The sequence below is a fragment of the Acidithiobacillus sulfurivorans genome, from assembly GCF_018853815.1.
Lineage (GTDB): Bacteria > Pseudomonadota > Gammaproteobacteria > Acidithiobacillales > Acidithiobacillaceae > Acidithiobacillus > Acidithiobacillus sulfurivorans.
The window spans coordinates 77,450-93,865 of the sequence record NZ_JAAOMP010000121.1 but is presented as its reverse complement, the minus strand read 5'-3'; the positions used below and the strand labels follow the sequence as shown (position 1 = coordinate 93,865).

General features: G+C 49.8%; 14 protein-coding genes and 1 tRNA gene. 1 reads left to right on the top strand and 14 read right to left on the bottom strand.

Annotated elements, in window-relative coordinates:
- Positions 1-23: 23 nt before the first annotated feature.
- Positions 24-905 carry an NAD(P)-dependent oxidoreductase gene (locus HAP95_RS10850; protein WP_215884233.1) on the bottom strand — a complete coding sequence of 294 codons (882 nt, stop codon included), beginning with the start codon at positions 903-905 and terminating at the stop codon, positions 24-26.
- Between the two features lie 190 nt (positions 906-1,095).
- Here HAP95_RS10850 and HAP95_RS10845 point away from each other — a divergent pair, with 190 nt between their 5' ends.
- Positions 1,096-1,299, top strand: a complete 204-nt coding sequence (locus tag HAP95_RS10845) for a cold-shock protein (RefSeq protein WP_010642828.1) — start codon at positions 1,096-1,098, stop codon at positions 1,297-1,299.
- Positions 1,300-1,409: 110 nt separating this feature from the next.
- Here HAP95_RS10845 and HAP95_RS10840 read toward each other — a convergent pair whose 3' ends face one another.
- The 13 genes from HAP95_RS10840 to HAP95_RS10780 form a co-directional block, all read right to left on the bottom strand.
- A complete protein-coding gene (locus tag HAP95_RS10840) occupies positions 1,410-2,345 on the bottom strand; it encodes an NAD-dependent epimerase/dehydratase family protein (RefSeq protein ID WP_215884232.1) in 936 nt (311 codons plus the stop codon).
- A gap of 22 nt (positions 2,346-2,367) precedes the next feature.
- Positions 2,368-3,744, bottom strand: coding sequence for an exopolysaccharide Pel transporter PelG (gene pelG / locus HAP95_RS10835; RefSeq protein ID WP_215884231.1), 1,377 nt, complete (start codon positions 3,742-3,744; stop codon positions 2,368-2,370).
- Between the two features lie 2 nt (positions 3,745-3,746).
- Complete coding sequence (gene pelF, locus HAP95_RS10830) at positions 3,747-5,249, bottom strand: GT4 family glycosyltransferase PelF (protein WP_215884230.1); 1,503 nt, start codon at positions 5,247-5,249, stop codon at positions 3,747-3,749.
- On the bottom strand, positions 5,246-6,169 hold the full coding sequence (locus HAP95_RS10825) for a HEAT repeat domain-containing protein (protein ID WP_215884229.1): 924 nt from the start codon (positions 6,167-6,169) through the stop codon (positions 5,246-5,248). Before HAP95_RS10825 ends, pelF begins: the two co-directional genes overlap by 4 nt.
- Positions 6,166-7,461 carry a PelD GGDEF domain-containing protein gene (locus tag HAP95_RS10820; protein WP_215884228.1) on the bottom strand — a complete coding sequence of 432 codons (1,296 nt, stop codon included), beginning with the start codon at positions 7,459-7,461 and terminating at the stop codon, positions 6,166-6,168. The genes HAP95_RS10825 and HAP95_RS10820 overlap by 4 nt, the downstream gene beginning before the upstream one ends.
- A gap of 13 nt (positions 7,462-7,474) precedes the next feature.
- The gene (locus HAP95_RS10815) at positions 7,475-8,008 is read right to left on the bottom strand and encodes a hypothetical protein (RefSeq protein WP_215884227.1); all 534 of its coding nucleotides are present in this window, start codon (positions 8,006-8,008) and stop codon (positions 7,475-7,477) included.
- 25 nt (positions 8,009-8,033) lie between these two features.
- Positions 8,034-9,719, bottom strand: a complete 1,686-nt coding sequence (locus tag HAP95_RS10810; RefSeq protein ID WP_215884226.1) for a hypothetical protein — start codon at positions 9,717-9,719, stop codon at positions 8,034-8,036.
- Positions 9,712-11,373 (bottom strand): tetratricopeptide repeat protein, encoded by a 1,662-nt coding sequence (locus HAP95_RS10805; protein ID WP_215884225.1) that lies wholly within the window; start codon positions 11,371-11,373, stop codon positions 9,712-9,714. Before HAP95_RS10805 ends, HAP95_RS10810 begins: the two co-directional genes overlap by 8 nt.
- On the bottom strand, positions 11,370-12,215 hold the full coding sequence (locus HAP95_RS10800) for a hypothetical protein (protein WP_215884224.1): 846 nt from the start codon (positions 12,213-12,215) through the stop codon (positions 11,370-11,372). The genes HAP95_RS10805 and HAP95_RS10800 overlap by 4 nt, the downstream gene beginning before the upstream one ends.
- A complete protein-coding gene (locus tag HAP95_RS10795; RefSeq protein WP_215884223.1) occupies positions 12,196-14,958 on the bottom strand; it encodes a bifunctional glycoside hydrolase/polysaccharide deacetylase family protein in 2,763 nt (920 codons plus the stop codon). Before HAP95_RS10795 ends, HAP95_RS10800 begins: the two co-directional genes overlap by 20 nt.
- A gap of 485 nt (positions 14,959-15,443) precedes the next feature.
- Positions 15,444-15,520, bottom strand: a tRNA-Met gene (locus HAP95_RS10790).
- A gap of 36 nt (positions 15,521-15,556) precedes the next feature.
- Positions 15,557-15,991 (bottom strand): DUF6691 family protein, encoded by a 435-nt coding sequence (locus HAP95_RS10785; RefSeq protein WP_215884222.1) that lies wholly within the window; start codon positions 15,989-15,991, stop codon positions 15,557-15,559.
- Complete coding sequence (locus HAP95_RS10780) at positions 15,991-16,416, bottom strand: YeeE/YedE family protein (RefSeq protein ID WP_215884221.1); 426 nt, start codon at positions 16,414-16,416, stop codon at positions 15,991-15,993. The genes HAP95_RS10785 and HAP95_RS10780 overlap by 1 nt, the downstream gene beginning before the upstream one ends.

The window sequence follows — 16,416 nt, the reverse complement described above, 5'->3', positions numbered from 1 at the left end:
CTCCTTGTGAAGCATCACCACTTTCAGGACAGAAGACCGGCGTCCTCCGCGGCCAATGCGCCAATGGCAGACCAGTCACGGATGGCGCCGCCCTCCGCAGCAAGGCGAATAAAACGATCACGCAAGAGGCTTGCTAGGGGCAGTGGAACATCCAGATTTTCCGCTGCTGCCAGAACCAGACGCATATCTTTTTGGCCCAAGGGCGCGGCAAAGCCTGGTGGCGTAAATTTCCGGTCGGCAATCAGTGCGCCATAGTTTTTGTACAGAGGCACATTGAACAGGCTGGATGTCAGCAAATCCAGATAGGCATGCCGATCTACGCCACCTTTTTCCACCAGTGCCATGGCTTCACCCAGTGACTCAATGACCGAAGCTATCAGAAAATTACCACTGAGTTTGACCAGATTGGCCTTCTCGGGTGTATCTGCAACCACAAAGCTGCGTTGGCCTATCCTATCAAAAAGCGGCTGCAGGCGGGAGATGATCTCCGGTTTTCCTGCCAAGGCCAGGAACAGCTTGCCAGCAGCTGCAGCATCGGGTCTTCCGAAAACCGGGGCGGACAGATACTCCTGTCCAGCTTGGGCATGGGCTGCTGCCAGTTGTGCTGAAAGTGCCACGCTGATGGTGCTGCAGGATACATGCACGGCACCCGGCCGCAGCTGCGCGAGCAGACCCTTTTCTTCCAGAACCAGGGATGCCACTGCGGGATCATCAGCGAGCATGGTGAAAACCACATCGACATCGGCAAAGTCCTTAAGGCTATTGGCGGCCGCTGCACCTTGGTCCACAAGAGCCTGCATTTTCTCGGGAGAGCGGTTAAATATCTTCAGATTTAATCCGGAAGTGAGCAGCCTGGCTGCCATTCCCGACCCCATTTGCCCCAATCCTACGAAACCCACTTGCATGGTGACCTCCTTGTTTTTCAGCAGCTACATACCGGACGGTTGGTTCTAACCTTAGTCAGAATCCCTGTTTTCGTCAACAATGTATGATTTGGCGCGAAATTTTTACGAAATGCCTTGCATGTCTCGAGAATAGTCCTTATCCTCGCCAATGGACACGTGGTCCGAATTTACGCAATAGGAAGTGCATCAAATGGCAACAGGTACAGTAAAGTGGTTTAACGATAGTAAAGGTTTCGGTTTCATTACTCCTGAAGATGGTAAAGAAGATGTATTCGTGCATCATTCCGCCATTCAGGGCAGCGGCTTCAAGACCCTGGCAGAAGGCGCACGTGTATCGTTCAACAGTGTTCGCGGCCCCAAAGGCATGCAGGCTGAGGACGTGCGCGAGATCTAATCCCTAGCGGATGATCATCGCCCAGGGCGCCGCAATTGCGGCGCTTTTTTTTTGCGTGAGATTTGGCGTCAGGGCGCGTATGTCAGCCAGCAACTGCATATAGCCGCTGGTCAGATAACCGGGGCCCGCAATAAATCCTGAATACCTTCAGATAAAGACCAGAAAGATTGGCATAAGTGCTTGCGCATTCGCTCGTTATCCGCAATGGAACGGAGGATATCGCCTTCTACGGGTGGAACCCATTCAATATTGGATGGCGCACTGACAAGTTGTTGGATAGTTTTGGCCAGGTTAAGAATGGTAATCGCTTCTCCTCGGGCAATGTTAATGCTTCCCTGCACCTTTCCGGTAAGAGCCGCCACGTTGGCCTGAGCAACATCTTTGACATGAATGAAATCTCGTTCCTGGCTGCCATCACCACGAATGGTCAGCGCCTGCTGGGAAAGCGCCTGGGCCACAAAACGGGAAATCACCCCGCTATAGGGGGATTGGGGATCCTGCCGGGGGCCATAAACATTAAAATAACGTAAGCCTAAATGCGAAAGTTGATGCATGCGGCCATAGAGGTCTGCATATAACTCATTGGTATATTTTTCCATACCGTAAGGAGAAATTGGCAGGACTGGTTCCTCTTCATTCAGAGGCAGTATTGCGGGGTTGCCATATACAGCTGCCGAAGATGCGTACACAAAGCGCGCATGGTGCTTCCGCGCCTCTTCGAGAACGCCAACATAAGCCAGAATGTTCTGCTGACAGGAAAAAACAGGATCTTCCTGACTTCTGATGACGGAAACTTGAGCGGCGAGATGCAATATATGGGTCACGCCTTCACAGGCTTGATGCAGGAGCGTTCGATTGGTCATGTCGCCAAATATAAAATCCAGACGTTCGTGACTTGCTGGTAAATTATCCCTTTTTCCGGTGGAGAGATTATCCATGACACGGACGTAATAACCTTCAGAAAGCAGAAGTTCAACCGTGTGGGAGCCGATGAAGCCAGCACCACCAACCACCAGAATGGTTCCTGCACGCTGTTTTGAATTCATGATATTTAACGCCCTTTATAATTTATTGAGATCTAACGAAGGTGATGAAGTCGATGTCGCGTAAATCCCGTTGTAACAAAACAAGTCCTAATGTATCGGCAATAAACAAAGAAAACATGAACCCCATACCATAAAAAAACGGGCCTCCCTGTAAGCTTAACCAGGTAAAAATGACATTTCCTAAAAAAAAGATTAAGGTCATTAAAACGCTGCGACTACGTAAATCCATATAGAAATAAACATTCAAAATGCTCATGAATAAAAGTTGCAAACTGACGCCGATAACATCAAACTGGAAAATTCGTGAATAGCTGACGGGATAGCCCAGTAAGCTGAGTATTTGCGGAGTAAAGGCGATGGCAAATATGACGGTTATGCCTTGCACCTTGGCAATATCCCATAAACCGGTTCTCGTAGCATTGATCATCCCTTGTTTGGCTATGAGGAGTTCAGAATAATTTCCACCTTCGACAATGGTACGATTATAGGCTTCATACGCTTCCACAAAATCAGTTTCAAGGCGAAAGAGAAAGATAGCCAGGCCTGGTACAATCAGGAGATAGCTAAGAAAAATGGGTACATCATAAATTGGTGAGGCACGTAGCGGACCTATAACTAGGCCACTGGTGTCTGGAGTGAACCAAAACAAAAGTTTGTCTGCCCAGACAGCAGCATTGAAAAATAGTCCTACCAAAGTAAGAGACCAGAACATGCGCTGAGTGCTGAGGACACTCCCTGGAAAGCTGAGCATGCCCGGAAATTGACGAATAACCATGGCACCCAGGCTCATTAACAAAATACCCTGACCGAGATCGAAAGCCAGCAAATAGCCATACAGACCTCGATCAGCACCCAGATAGATGCCAGCGAGTACAATCACTGTATAGGCTACCAGATACCAAGAAACCAGAGCTTTATAATCCTTGAGACTGGTTCCCATAATCGTCAAAATCCATACTCCGCAGAGTTCTACAAAGCCTGTACCCATCAAGAACTGATAAAAAATAGGCGTATTGGCAAAAAACATGATCGCTATAACGTAGGCAAGAATGCCACCGAGGGCACAGGTGCTGGCGATCATCATAAGGATGATGGATATAACGGTCTTTCTTTCCCGGGCAAAAAGCATGTCGGCAATATAACGGGTAAACAGCAACTGAACTGGGCCAGTAAAAATCAGTGAGGACATGATCAGATAAGTCACTGAAACCTGAAACTCAATGACTGCTGAGCTGTGTTCATTCTGGCTCACTGCGAGAAAGCCCAGAAGCAGGATGCCAAAAATAGATAACAACCATGGCCCTGAAGAAACAATTCCCGCGAAGCCGTATGCCTGTAGTAAGGAAAAGTAGGTCCTGCGTTTGAGAATCCTGCGTAATTCAAATCCAATGCCGGCCATGTTCAGTTAGCCATCCCGGCTTGATAGAGGTTACGATAACTTGTAAACATGTCTTCCTCCCGATAATTTTTTTCTACTCTATCAATCGCATTGTTACTGCAGGTCATCCAAAAATCGATATTTCTCAGTAGAGAAGAAATTGCCTGTGCCAATGCCTTAGGATTGGCTATAGGTACTATTTTTCCCGCCGGTTCAGCACTATCTTCTTTGCTGGTTCCGTAAATAAGTTCACGACAGGAGCCAACATCTGTCGCTACTACAGGCACTCCAGCAGCAAAACTCTCAAGAACAGAAAGTGGTAGACCTTCACTAATGGAGCTAAGAACAGTAAGACGTACCTGGCTGAGAACATCCTGTACCGGAACATATCCCAGAAATTTGACTTTTTCTCCCAAATCGAGATGCTCTACTAATAAAAGGCATTCCTGATAATATTCATCATCCTCTTCAATGGGGCCGGCAATCCAGAATTCAGGTGTATCTGTTTCCGCTTGTTGAATGAGTTTCGCGGCTCGAATGAAGGTTTTGATGTCCTTGATAGGAACCACCCTACCCACCAAGGCAACAATGTTTTTACGTTCTGCATAAGAGAATCGACAGTTTATGAAATTTTCGACCGGAATTCCGTTGGGAATCGTACTTAATTTTTGTTGATCTGCGCCATCGGCGATCTGGAGTTCGACCACACCCGAATACAAGTTGATAATGTTTTGCGCCTGTTGATAGGTCAGGCTCCCAATAAATTCAAAAAAGCGAATCCACAAGTGTCGTAAATAGTGGATTCGGCCGGCCTGACGGAGGAATTCCTCGTCCTCATGAATCCAACGCGCAAGCATGAGATCAATGCGCCTTTCTTTGGTATAAATTCCATGCTCTGAAATGATCAGTGGAATATCCCCGGCTTTGCTGAGTAAAGCTCCAAGATATCCTGCATAACCTGTTGATGGACAGTGAATAATCCGAGATCTCGGGGCGTTTTGCATGGCCATCTGGAGAAACCAGAGGGGGGCGTGCATTCCACGTATCGTCCAGAAGTAGTCTACAAAAGAGGGTTGGTCAGGAATTTCTGAGTAGCATTCGATGAAATAGTCCCAGACTTTTCTGTCTTCAAAAAAAGCTTTTTGAGAAATATTAAAAACATTTCCATACTGGCTGATATCAACACAAAACTCACATTTTGAGAGACATTTTTTCATTTCCTGATGAGCATCTGTAACTGCAGAAAGTTCGCTTGTTGAGACTTTTGAATGGTGATTATTCCCGGAATGATCATTAGCTCCATACAGAAAATACTCGGCGTAGTAGTGAATATTATCCGGAAGTGCATAGGGCTTTGCCGTATAATCCTCAATCGTACTGCCCAGAAAAATGACCCCGAAGCGATATTCAGGAAATCCAAGTATCAGACGATTCACCCAGGAGGATACTCCGCCACGTACATAGGGAAAGGTGCCTTCCAGAACCAGGAGAATGTCTACTGAATCGGCTTGCCGGAATGGAATCATGGCTTTCCTCCTGTCCAAAAAGAAAAGGAGGGGCCGTATCTTGGAGAAAGTTTCAGTTCTGGGTGTGCTCGGTAAATATCGAAAATCTTCTCAATGTTTCTGCTCCGAAAATAGGCCGAAGCAAGGTGTGGGGCAACAATGCTGCTGGCAATCTTTTTTGCTTCGGCATTTTTCATCTCGGAAATGGCTTTATCTACTTTGCCTGTTTCCAGTAGATGAAGACCCATAAGCAGCTTCATGGACGGAGAATCGTGGTCCATGTTTGAATAGTCTGGCTCCCATTTTGTCGACTCGCCTACCGATGAAGGTGTGGCCATTTCACGGGCCTCCGTGTGGTGGATGTTCCAGTAAAGCCATTGCCTGGAATCCTGTATACGCCGTAAGGTTCTCACTTCGTGGGCGTGTGTTTGTTGCGCATTCAAGTGTATCAGTAATTCGGTGTTTTCCTGTTCACGTCGATCCAGAGCGGCATAGGCCAACAACCGAACTTCTTCCGCATCGTCTGATAGTGCTCCGCGCAACAATTGCGACTGATTGAAAAACTGTGATTCGGCGATCTGGGAAACAGCTGCCAATCTTTGTCGCGGGTCTCGGGAATGGCGAAGACGTGCGGCGACACTTCCAGGGGCTACTGTGGATGTGGTGAGCCTGACGTCACGCATGACCGGCGGCAGTTTGATTGGCTCAAGTTCGGGCTCATGGAGCCGCCATGCGACACCCCGCAAAAAAATGGCATACACCAGTATGACTACTGGACCAAATAAAGGTATTACCGATGCAATAACGACGAACAGCAATAAAGGAAATTTTTTATCTACTGATTGCCCGGTTTTTAGTACGATCATATAGCTGGTCAAAAGACAGAGAAACCAGTAAAGACCATAAATAAGCAGATATGTGTTGCTGCTGAATGAGTTCATATGGACACTTCTGGGTCAAACAATTGTTTGATCTGTTTTTCGCAATGCTGCGCGCTGATTGAGAAAATTTTATGGTGAATAAAGCTTTTTTCCCATTCTTCGCCATAATGCAATCTGCTTTCAGTCCGCATGCGCTGAAAATGACCCTCTGCCGCCATACTGCCTGCAAAAGGTAATAATACAATCAGTTGTATTTTCTCCTTATCTCTGTGGAGCCAGAGGACATCCAGCCCTCGACGCAAACGCTGCAGATACTCCAACACCTTTTCAGCACACGGACCGCTATGGAAATCATAACGAACCATCATGCCAACTTGCGGTACCCGCTGAGCGAGCTTCTGTAATTGCATGAAGTCCGTAGCAAACTCTGGCGGACAGTCAGACCATATTTGTAACAAGGGGGCAGCCTGAGCAAGAGACTCAGCATAGGTACAAAGATACTGAAAAATGACTTCTATAGTTTGCAAGCTTTCTTTGTTGATGGCGAAAAAAGACATCTCCTCAATAGTCAGCACATAATTTTGTCCACTACGGCTGCTGTGAGTGTGTACGCTGATATAATGGCGAAACTGGGTAATCTCCAGATCAGCCAGAGACTGGCTTTCACCACTATTCAAGGATTCTCTGAGGACGGGATCCTGCTCCTGCCAGGGTTGCGCATTACCAAATGCGGCAATTAAATGCGGAGAATGATGCCCCGCCTGGATATCATATAGACTGGCTATCTGAACCCCAACCAGCTGGTTTAAAAAATAAAGCGTGTTATAGGCAAGTTCAGTGTCCAGACGTCCCTGTTTTTGTGCCAGCTGATTTTTGATTTCGAGTAAGGCACCCCGCACCGACATGGGCTGATAAAGCAGGCTTTGTTCAAGGCGGTCCTGTGAAATTCGCGTCACATATAGATCATCGGATAACTGTCGAAAGCGGGTGGCAGTAATTTCCTCTTGCAAGGATCGTCCCGCTTCTTGTCTTGCCCAATATCCGGCATATTCTGAGGCAATGAGAATAACCAGTACGGTTCCTGCAAATATTTCCAGACCCCGTATCTCTGGATACGCATGCCAGATCAAAGTGCTGGCAAGTATCGCGACGGAAAGCAGTGCCGGCATTAACTCGTATCGCAACGCAATCAGTAATGGAATGATCAGAAGCCATGGAAATGGTTGCCTTAATAACAGAGGATCTCCTGGATCCAGAGTCCAGGCCACCACAATTCCCAGGGCGGGGAGCAGAATTGCTTCCAGCCATCCTGACCCCCAGCGGGGAAGCGCCGTCACTAGCTGTACACGCATTTTCATCGGGTCTTTAATTCAGGGCGCGATCAATCAGGCGGTGAATCAGTCCCTGTGCGAGACCGCCGGTACCACCACGTCCAAGGCTTCCCCCATGGGCACTGCCTACACCCGTCCAGATCACCTTGTCCGCAGGTACATCGACAATCCAGAGTGTCATGGTCACAACGGGCTCAGCATTGATTCCCGCACGGTAGTTCCATTCATCAACACTGCCACCCAAGGCGTAATGCACGCCATCACTACGTGCGCTACCGAGTGCAGTCGCGTACTCTTTTTTCCAGTCGCCACCCAGTAATGCCTGGGTCCGGCTACGAATTGGCAGGGTACCCAACACGCGCTGATTATCACTTTGTAAAATACCTGCTGCTAGTGCTGCCGCACGTTCATTGGCTAACGGGGTTTCCGTATTGTTGGCAAAGGGCAATACCGTCCAGGCCGCCCCTTTGCTTAGCGCAACGGGTTTAGCCGACTGGACGCTCATCCCCGCGCAACCGCTGAGCATTAATGCCAAAATGGGAATCCAGATTCCTTTTGTTTTTAACATATTTTTTCTCCCTCAACAGATCATATTAAAAATAAAAACGATAATTTAAAGCGAAAATGCGCTGGTTCAATGCCAATCCATTCCCCCCTTGTCCCTGGGAAAAATCCAGGCTGAGACGATCTGGTCCCAATACCGCTGTGCTTACCCCGGCGTTCAGTTGATATTGAAAGCCGAATCGGGAGTTGTCATAGACACTGAGTTGTAGATTGGGCGTCCAGCCGGGATGTAAATCTTGCTCCAGAGCCCCCCATTGCAGGCGCACACCATAATCGGCATAACTTCCAGGCAGGATGCTATCGATATTGCGGGCATCTGTGGAAAGCACCTGGGCGACAACCCCCTCGGGGGCTGCGCGACGCTGTAGTGCGTGATAATCAGCAAATGGGCCGACATGAAACTCCCAGGGTCCAAGGTTGCTGCGCCAGAATGCGCCTAATTCACCATAGCTATCAGTGCCCTGCTGAATACCATCCTGTCCAAGATACTGATTCCAACCGAGGGCGGCATTGGTCGTCCAACTATCTAAGGTCTGGGTTAGTTGAATTTCTGCACGATTGGCCATGCCGGCAACAGCCAAAGCCGGGCTTTGGAAAGTCTGGGAGTGATAAGCCAGGCGCGTTGAAATGCTAGTGCTGCTGGTCATTTGCCAGCTTACTGCCAACCTGCTGGTCCAGTTGTTTTGCAGTCCCTGATATTCGCCAGCACTGAGATCTCCCTGCCAACGGCGACTGTCCCAAAAAACGCCTACATCTGTGCGATTTTGTAGTCTCGGGGTGGTAATCAGCTGCGTGTCGCTATTTGCGTTCTGCCATAAGTTTTGACTTTGGATCTGTATGCCCCAAAACGGCGAAGCATGAATGCGGGCGTTAAGCTCCGGTCCATAAAGTTGCAGACCATTGAAGCTTTGCCAGCTCCCCTGAATACCCGCATAGCTAGCCGTATGGGCCAGACTATCCACGTACAAACGCCGTAATTCCCGGTCAAAAGGATTCACCTGCAGGGCTTTAATAGCCAGGGATTGGGCCTGACGCGGACGCCCCAAATCTTCTTCAGCCTGAAACATTTCCTTTGACGGTAAATCAGCCGGATGGTCCAGCAGAGACTTAATGGTGTCTAGATCTTTGTTATGTAAAGCCAGGCTTAAGTGCACCCAGGGTGGGGTGCGCCCAGGATTGTTTTCGACCAGAAGTTTTGCTAAACCCCAATATTTTCTGGCCAGACTCCAGGAAATGGCGGGCAAATAATCGCCATGATCAGCAGCGGCCATCAGAATGGCTTGCGTCTGATTGCCTTCTTTGGGCGAAGCTGCCAGCGCCGCTGCCAAGGTATGGAGTGCGTCTTCCTGGCTGTTGATTTTTTGAGGAGCGATTTTTGTTGGAGCCGTGGCTTGCATTGTAAATGGCAGAATTGGCGCTGCCAAAGTTGAGCCTTCCATCCCGACCGGAATGGCTTCATGCAGAAGTGCTTCTCTAGCCTCGTGGCGCTTTTTGATAACCTGCTCATCACGCCTGATGACGGGTGAACTGGGTTCGGTCGCATTATGCGCAGTAATCTGCTGTTGTTCAGGAAAAGGGGCCGCTTCGGGGGGCAGGATACCATTTTGAGTGTCGGCCAGCACTTTCACGCTGAAAATCAGAGAACCACTGGCAATCAGAAATTTGAATGAAGTCAGGACGATTTTTGAATGGGCTGGCAGTGGACGTTTATTCATGTGGAGTAACCCCTTGCCAGTGATTTTTCTGAAGACTGGACAGGCTGTCAGCGATGACGTTTTGCCGTAATGACCAGGCTATACCGGGACTGCCCGCAGACTCCCAAAGAGACGCCTCATTGAGCAGCCGAAGGCTGTTGGGCTTAAGCGATGGCAAATTTTGCCGGGCGAGGAATAGGGCTGTTGTGTTGTGTCCCAGACGCTCCAGCGCATTTTGTGTCACGTTCCGAAGACTTTCTGGTGGTTGCAGGACATCGCCCGCCAATAATGCCCGCAATGCATGGACATTTCCAGAATCGACCAGCATCCAGAGTAGATTGTTTTTGGCGATCTCATCCTCTGGATTCAGACGTAACGCTTCAGCATACGCCCATTCCGCCGCAGGATAATTTTCCACAGCATTGGCCCACTGCCCCATGGCCAGCCAATAGGTTGCATAAGAGCGTAGATCCTGAGGATCATGGGCAGGCACTGACTGTAAAAGTTGCCCCAGTGTTTTCCATTCGTGCGCTTGACCCGCATACGTCAGACTCTCGAAGTAAAAATAGGGGAATTGATATATTTTCCAACCCCGCTGGGCAACAGCTAGGGCCGCCTCTGGATTTTTCGAGCCGACCAGCATGATCAAGCGCTGCAAATCATATTGGCTAGCGGCGCCCAGCAGGTACAGTTTTTTCTCGGCATCATAGGCCGCCTCGTGATCATGAACTTCCCAAGCGAGAACCGCCAATAAATGCCAGAATGGGACATCATTCAGACTGGCTTTGCTGCGTACATGATCCATGGCAGCAAAAGCTTCCGCATATTTCCCCTGCATGGACAGCAGACGGGCTTCCTGTATGGCTATGTCGGGAGTCGCCTGGAAATGCTTTTCGACGCCTTGCAGCGCTGCGAGACTCTGAGCTATTTCTCCCCGTTGATAACTGAGATAGGCTTTTTGCTCCAGTAAAAACCGCTTGGGACCGGTATGCTGCAATGACTGGTTGATATCAGCTATCGCCTTGTCCGGTTCACTCAATTGCCCGTAAGCATAAATCAGGGTTTTCCAGTCAGCATCACTGAGTTGTCCGGCCCTGGCCACTGGTGAAAGCAACTGGATGACAATATCCGGCCGCGAGAGTGCAGCCGCTAACTTGACCGCTGCAGCGCGAGCCCCCGGCAGATCGCGCTGCGCCATCCATTGCCATTGCTGCAAAACCGTTTCTCTTTGTTCCAGCCAAGTGCCGACCTGAATGAGTCGTTGTCGCCAGAGGACGTTTCCCGGCACCTGCACTACTGCGGTATAAGCCAGGCGGTAGGCCTCTTTCAACTGTCCTGTTTTCAGGAAAACATTGTAGGCCAATTCATAGAGTTCAGGTGAATAACTTCCCGGAAAGGGCTCGACAAGCATGGGAGGCTTGTACCAGGAAGGTGAAACGCCGCCTTGGTCCAGATATCCCATACCCTTGCCCGTCTTGATGCTTTGCGCCAGACTGGCAGCAAAAGCGTCCGCATTGTCCTTTTGTTTATCGTCTTCCGCTCGCCACTTTGCATCGTCGGCGGCGAGGCTGCCCGGAGCTTTCCACCATGGTGTCGCCGCTGCAGAATCCTGGGCCTGCGCCGTGACTCCTACAGCCAGCAAAATTATTCCTAGCAGCAGTTTTGGCGTGGTCATGGAAGATGATCCTGCGCTGAGCTTTCGAGTTGCGCTTTTAACCATTGGGCGGCGAGACTGGGTTGTCCGGCAGACAAGGCCAGACGCGCCATGATCAAAACAATATCGGTTTTTTTTGCAAGTTGAGGCAGTCCGGACAAGATTTTTTCACCCTGAGCCAGGGCGAGTCTGGCACCGCCGCCCCCCTGAATCAGAGTCAGGCCACGGATAAAATAATCTTCTTGCAAGGAAGTCTGCTTGTTGTGTAACGCCATTTGCAGAAGCAGTTGTCCCGCTTTGACACTTTTACCATTTGCGGTCCAGGCAGCTGCTGCCGAGTTCATGGCTTGCGTGGCGGCTTTCGGATTTTCTCTGGCTACAGCTAACCATGCTTCTGCGCTCTGGTCATAAGCCCCAATCATCTGGGCATCGATGGCAAAATGCGCATAATCTTTGGCAGACCAACGGCCTTCCTTGAGTAATTGATCCAGGCGTAGAGCAAGTGCAGCTTGGGCCTTTGCCCTGGCTGCAGAATGTGGGGGCTGGGCCATGGCATTTGTCCAGTCAATTTTCCATTGCATGCGTTGCGCCTGTCGGTAAACCGGATCCTGGGGACGATCAAGAATGGGTTTCAATTGTTGGTATGCAGCCTGATACTGGCCGCTTTGCAGCAAAAGCTCGGCACTCTGGATACGTGCTTTGCCATTGGCGGATGAGTTTTGGAAGTCCAACTTACCATTCCAGCCATAACTCCAGGCAATAGCCAGAATCACTGTCAGTACCACGACAATAAAAATAAAAATACTGGCCGGACGCAGTACGTACTGCGCCGGAAGCTGCGGTTTATTGAGAGCAGGAGACATGCAGAGTGACATCATGCGCAGTGCTTTGCAGTTGTCCGCTGACCGGAATGGCTGTGGTCTGCCCGTTCAAGCTGGCGCGGCAGTTTTGCACATTTCCCATTTGTACCTGTACGGGTACATAGCCCTTCAGTTTGGCGGTGAACCCCCTGTTTTCAGGGGTAAATGCTGCAATGGGTGCGTTAGCGCTGATGATATAAGGGAAAGGCTTCGGGCTTTGGCCTAACGCAAGATAAACGGACGAACTCCCATCCATATGAACGTAAATATTGCCATTGGGACTTGAATTATATCCAGCTATTCCCTGGCTATTGGCAATTTCTGGGGTTCCCAGGCCGGTTGGCATGCGTAATTCACGCAGGGCTTCTGCTCCGCCAATCCAGAAACCTTTGCCTTCGCGAGCCAAGTGAATGGTGAAAAAGTTATTGGCAATGTGTCCATAATCAGCCACATAAATTGGCGTGATGGATTGGGTCAGCACCCATTGGTAAACCTTGTCCAGAGCAGAAATAGAAGCCAGTTTGGTGGCTGAATACCAGTGCGTGTATATATCTATGGGTTTCAGTCGGCGTGGTTTGTTGGTCATTTCAAAAGTCTGGATGACGTTTTCGAAGCCCCAGTAGGGTCCGTGCCACTGGTTGGTGAAATAGTCTTCATTGGCATCTGGGGCAAACACCTGCAGCCATTTTCCCCTAAAGATGCCGATGGGGGGTACTGCTGTAATACTCGGATTTTTTTTGCTGATGGTGCTTTCACCACCATTGATATTCATGAGCCCCGCACTGTAGGCCAAGCCAACTACTTGGGCATCCGGTTCACAGTCACCGGACCACTGGTCAATGACGACTTTTTTATCAGGTGGGGCCAAATGTTTATCAATCCATTTGGCAGCGCCAACGGCTTCCATATAAGGACTGAATTTATAGCCAGGAACCGGCAGGTTAATGCCAGGATAATCCTTGCCGGCTTCAATGGCAGGCCAGTCGAAAGGGTGAGACCACATATGTGAGCCTATTTCGACATAGGGCAGCCGGAAAACTTCTTGGGCAACTTTGCTGCCCAAGGGTGCCAGGGCCGGATACAACCCCCGATTTCCCGGCAGTAAATCACCTACAATGACGGAGCCGGTAAAGGGTAGCTTGTACTTTTCCAGAATCCGGTGCATGTAAACCTCACCAGCAATGTGGTAAGGCGGAAATTGCGCGCGGCTAATAAAGCCATCGCCATCAGTATGGGCCATGAACAGTCGTCGTCCACTTTCTGTGGTGGTATCCGGTACCGGCATTTCCGGCAAGCGAAATGCCTCGCGATATAACTGGAAAGGATTTACCAACCAGCGGTTGTCCTTATTGGGAAGTGTCGTCAGTATATAGGGCGATAACACATATCCGCCCCAGGGCGTGATTGCCGCCGCATCTTCGTTGTCACCCGTAGAACTTTTTAGGGTGAGCCAGATTCTGCTGTCGGATGGGGCTGTTATTTGTAAAAAGTCCCGAGGATTAGCTGTGATCGGCATTTCATAGCTCATGTTTTTGTTTTGGGACGCAATACTCAGAGAGCCGACTTCGTGGCTTGTCGGCTTGTTCATACCAAGATCCATATAGGTTTTGTCATCCAGGGCGTCCTGAAAATCACCAATCAACAGGATAGGGATACCCTGTGCCTTGGCTTCATTCAACCAGTGTGAAATTCCGGCGACATCTTTGACAGGATCACCATCGCTCCACAGGATGATGCCAGCGTATTCTCCAGCGCGTGGTTTTGCAGGTAATGGCTCGGAAAGCCGATGGAAACTTGGTATGTAACCCAGGTATTCCAGAGGCATGGCGCCATTGGCAAAGGCAGAACTGTACTGTTTGGGGTCGCTGCTATTGTACATAATCAGCACATGACGAGGCATGGGTTCGCGTAATCCTGCGCCAACCGCCGTCAGTCCGGAATCGGTAACATAAGGTACAAAGCCCAGGGACTGAATTTTTTGGGCGTCTTCCCACCAACCCTGACGATTGAGTTTGGGCGACATGTAGTCGATGACTATTGCTGGAAGTCCGTATCCCTGGACCTTCTTGAGCTCCGGAATCAGGGCTCGCTGCTCACTCTCGGGCACCGAGGTGTAACTTCTTGTGCCTTGATCCCATTGTTTGAACAAGGACTCAGCAACAACGCCAACAAGGTCCTGATGGATCTCGGGGAGCACCGAAAAGCCACGATTGGCAATGAGCTGCACATCGGGATGTTCTGTCTTGATGGCTTTAATGAGTTGCACCAGTCCGGCTTCCTGTTGTTTCTGGGCGGCAGGGCTTGTATCAACCAGCTTGAATGAGTCCAGAGTGTCCATAAAAAAGGCGTGGTAGCCTTGCTGCCAGATAGGATTAATAACCTGATTTAATAAATAACTGCGGCAATCGGCATGGGCAAGGTTGATAATTTTGCCCCCCCAGTTGGGATTGGTGCCCATGACACAACTGTCAGGCAGGTTTTGATAGTGGGCGTCACCTGGTGTGGCCTCGCCGATACTGACATACGCAAAAACCTGCTGATTTTTATCAAAGTCAGCAGGTAGGCGTTGACTCCCAGGGTTGACGACTACCCAGTTGAAATCATGAAATGCCTCGGGCGCGGGGCCGGAGCCGTAGTAAAATCCTACGCTGGGTAAGGTGCTCGCGAAAGCCGACCAAGGGAGAAACAAAACGCATAGCAGCAATAAACCGCTTTTTAGGCATAAAAAAGATTTACTACGCTGCATGATTCTCACCTTAAATGGTTCAAGATTCGTGCATAAGCATAACATAAAAACACATGTGAAAAAGCTGAGCCTGCGCTGTTTAGCTCACTAATTTCATGTCAAGAACGTAATATTTTTGAAACAATTTTAAGGCGATGCGAATATGGGTTAGAGTACGTGGCCGCTATTTATATCAGGCTGTAAACTCACTCAACTTAGCAGTATCAGGCCCCAGTGAATATCTAACCACTTCGGATAGCGTCCAATTTCCCTGATGAAGGTGACAGTCACTTGCTCGAATTGACCGCAGCGGGAAACCCCAAAGCGATCCCCACGCATAACAACTCGGATTTGAAGGTGAGGAGCTTGCCTGACCGAAGCGGTGCATCATTAACTCATCAGAATGGCTGGAGATTTTCAAATGAGGACTTTGACGATTCTGCTGCCAGGCATGACAAAGAAAGCAACAAAAAGGCCCAGACCGAAGTCTAAGCCCTTATTTTATTTGGTGGCGCTTCAGGGATTCGAACCCCGGACACGCGGATTATGATTCCGCTGCTCTAACCGACTGAGCTAAAGCGCCACGAACGGCGAATTAAAGCGTTTACAGATGCTGATGTCAAGCCATAGCGGGTTTTTGGAAGCGTCGCCGCAAATGAGGGGTGAGATACATTCCCAGTCCCATGGCCAGCAAGAACACGATGCCACTGGTTCCATTCAGGCCTAATCCAGCTACGGCCGGTCCGGGACAAAGACCAACCAGCGCCCATCCGGCACCAAATAAGGCAGCCCCTAAAAATAGTTCCCAATCAATACGGACTGAGGCCGGGCCCGGCAGGGTGTTGCCCAGCAGGGCTTTACCACGACGGGCACTTAAGGGCCATGCGAGGAGCATGGGCAGAATGGCACCTCCGAGAACAAAGGCGAGGGTCGGATCCCAATTACCCAGAACATCCATCCAGCCCTGGACACGATCGGCATTGACCATATCAGAGACAATCAATCCCAGGCCAAAAAGGGATCCTGCAAACAGGGCGCTGATCAGTCGTAACATTAAATCACCCCCAAAAGCTGCCGGAAAATAGAGATGGCTATTACCCCACTCAATAAATAAACCGCCGTCGCGAAAATGCTGCGTATGGAAAAGCGCGAGATCCCGCAGACACCATGTCCAGAGGTGCAACCATTGGCCAGACGACTTCCAATCCCAACCAACAGGCCGGCGATGGTGATCAGGCTGAGGTTACGGGTGACGTTGGTTTCGACCGGTGCAACAAAGCGGACCCAGAGAGCCGGAAAAATGAATAAGCCGAACAGGAAGACGATCCGTTCCCACCCGTTTCCCCAACCAGAACGATCAATAAGGCCGCCAATAAGGCCGCTGACGCCCATAATGCGACCGTTGACCACCAGAAAGGTCAAGGCCGCAGTGCCAATCATCAAGCCCCCAAGAAAACCCATGAGCCATGCATGTTGCAT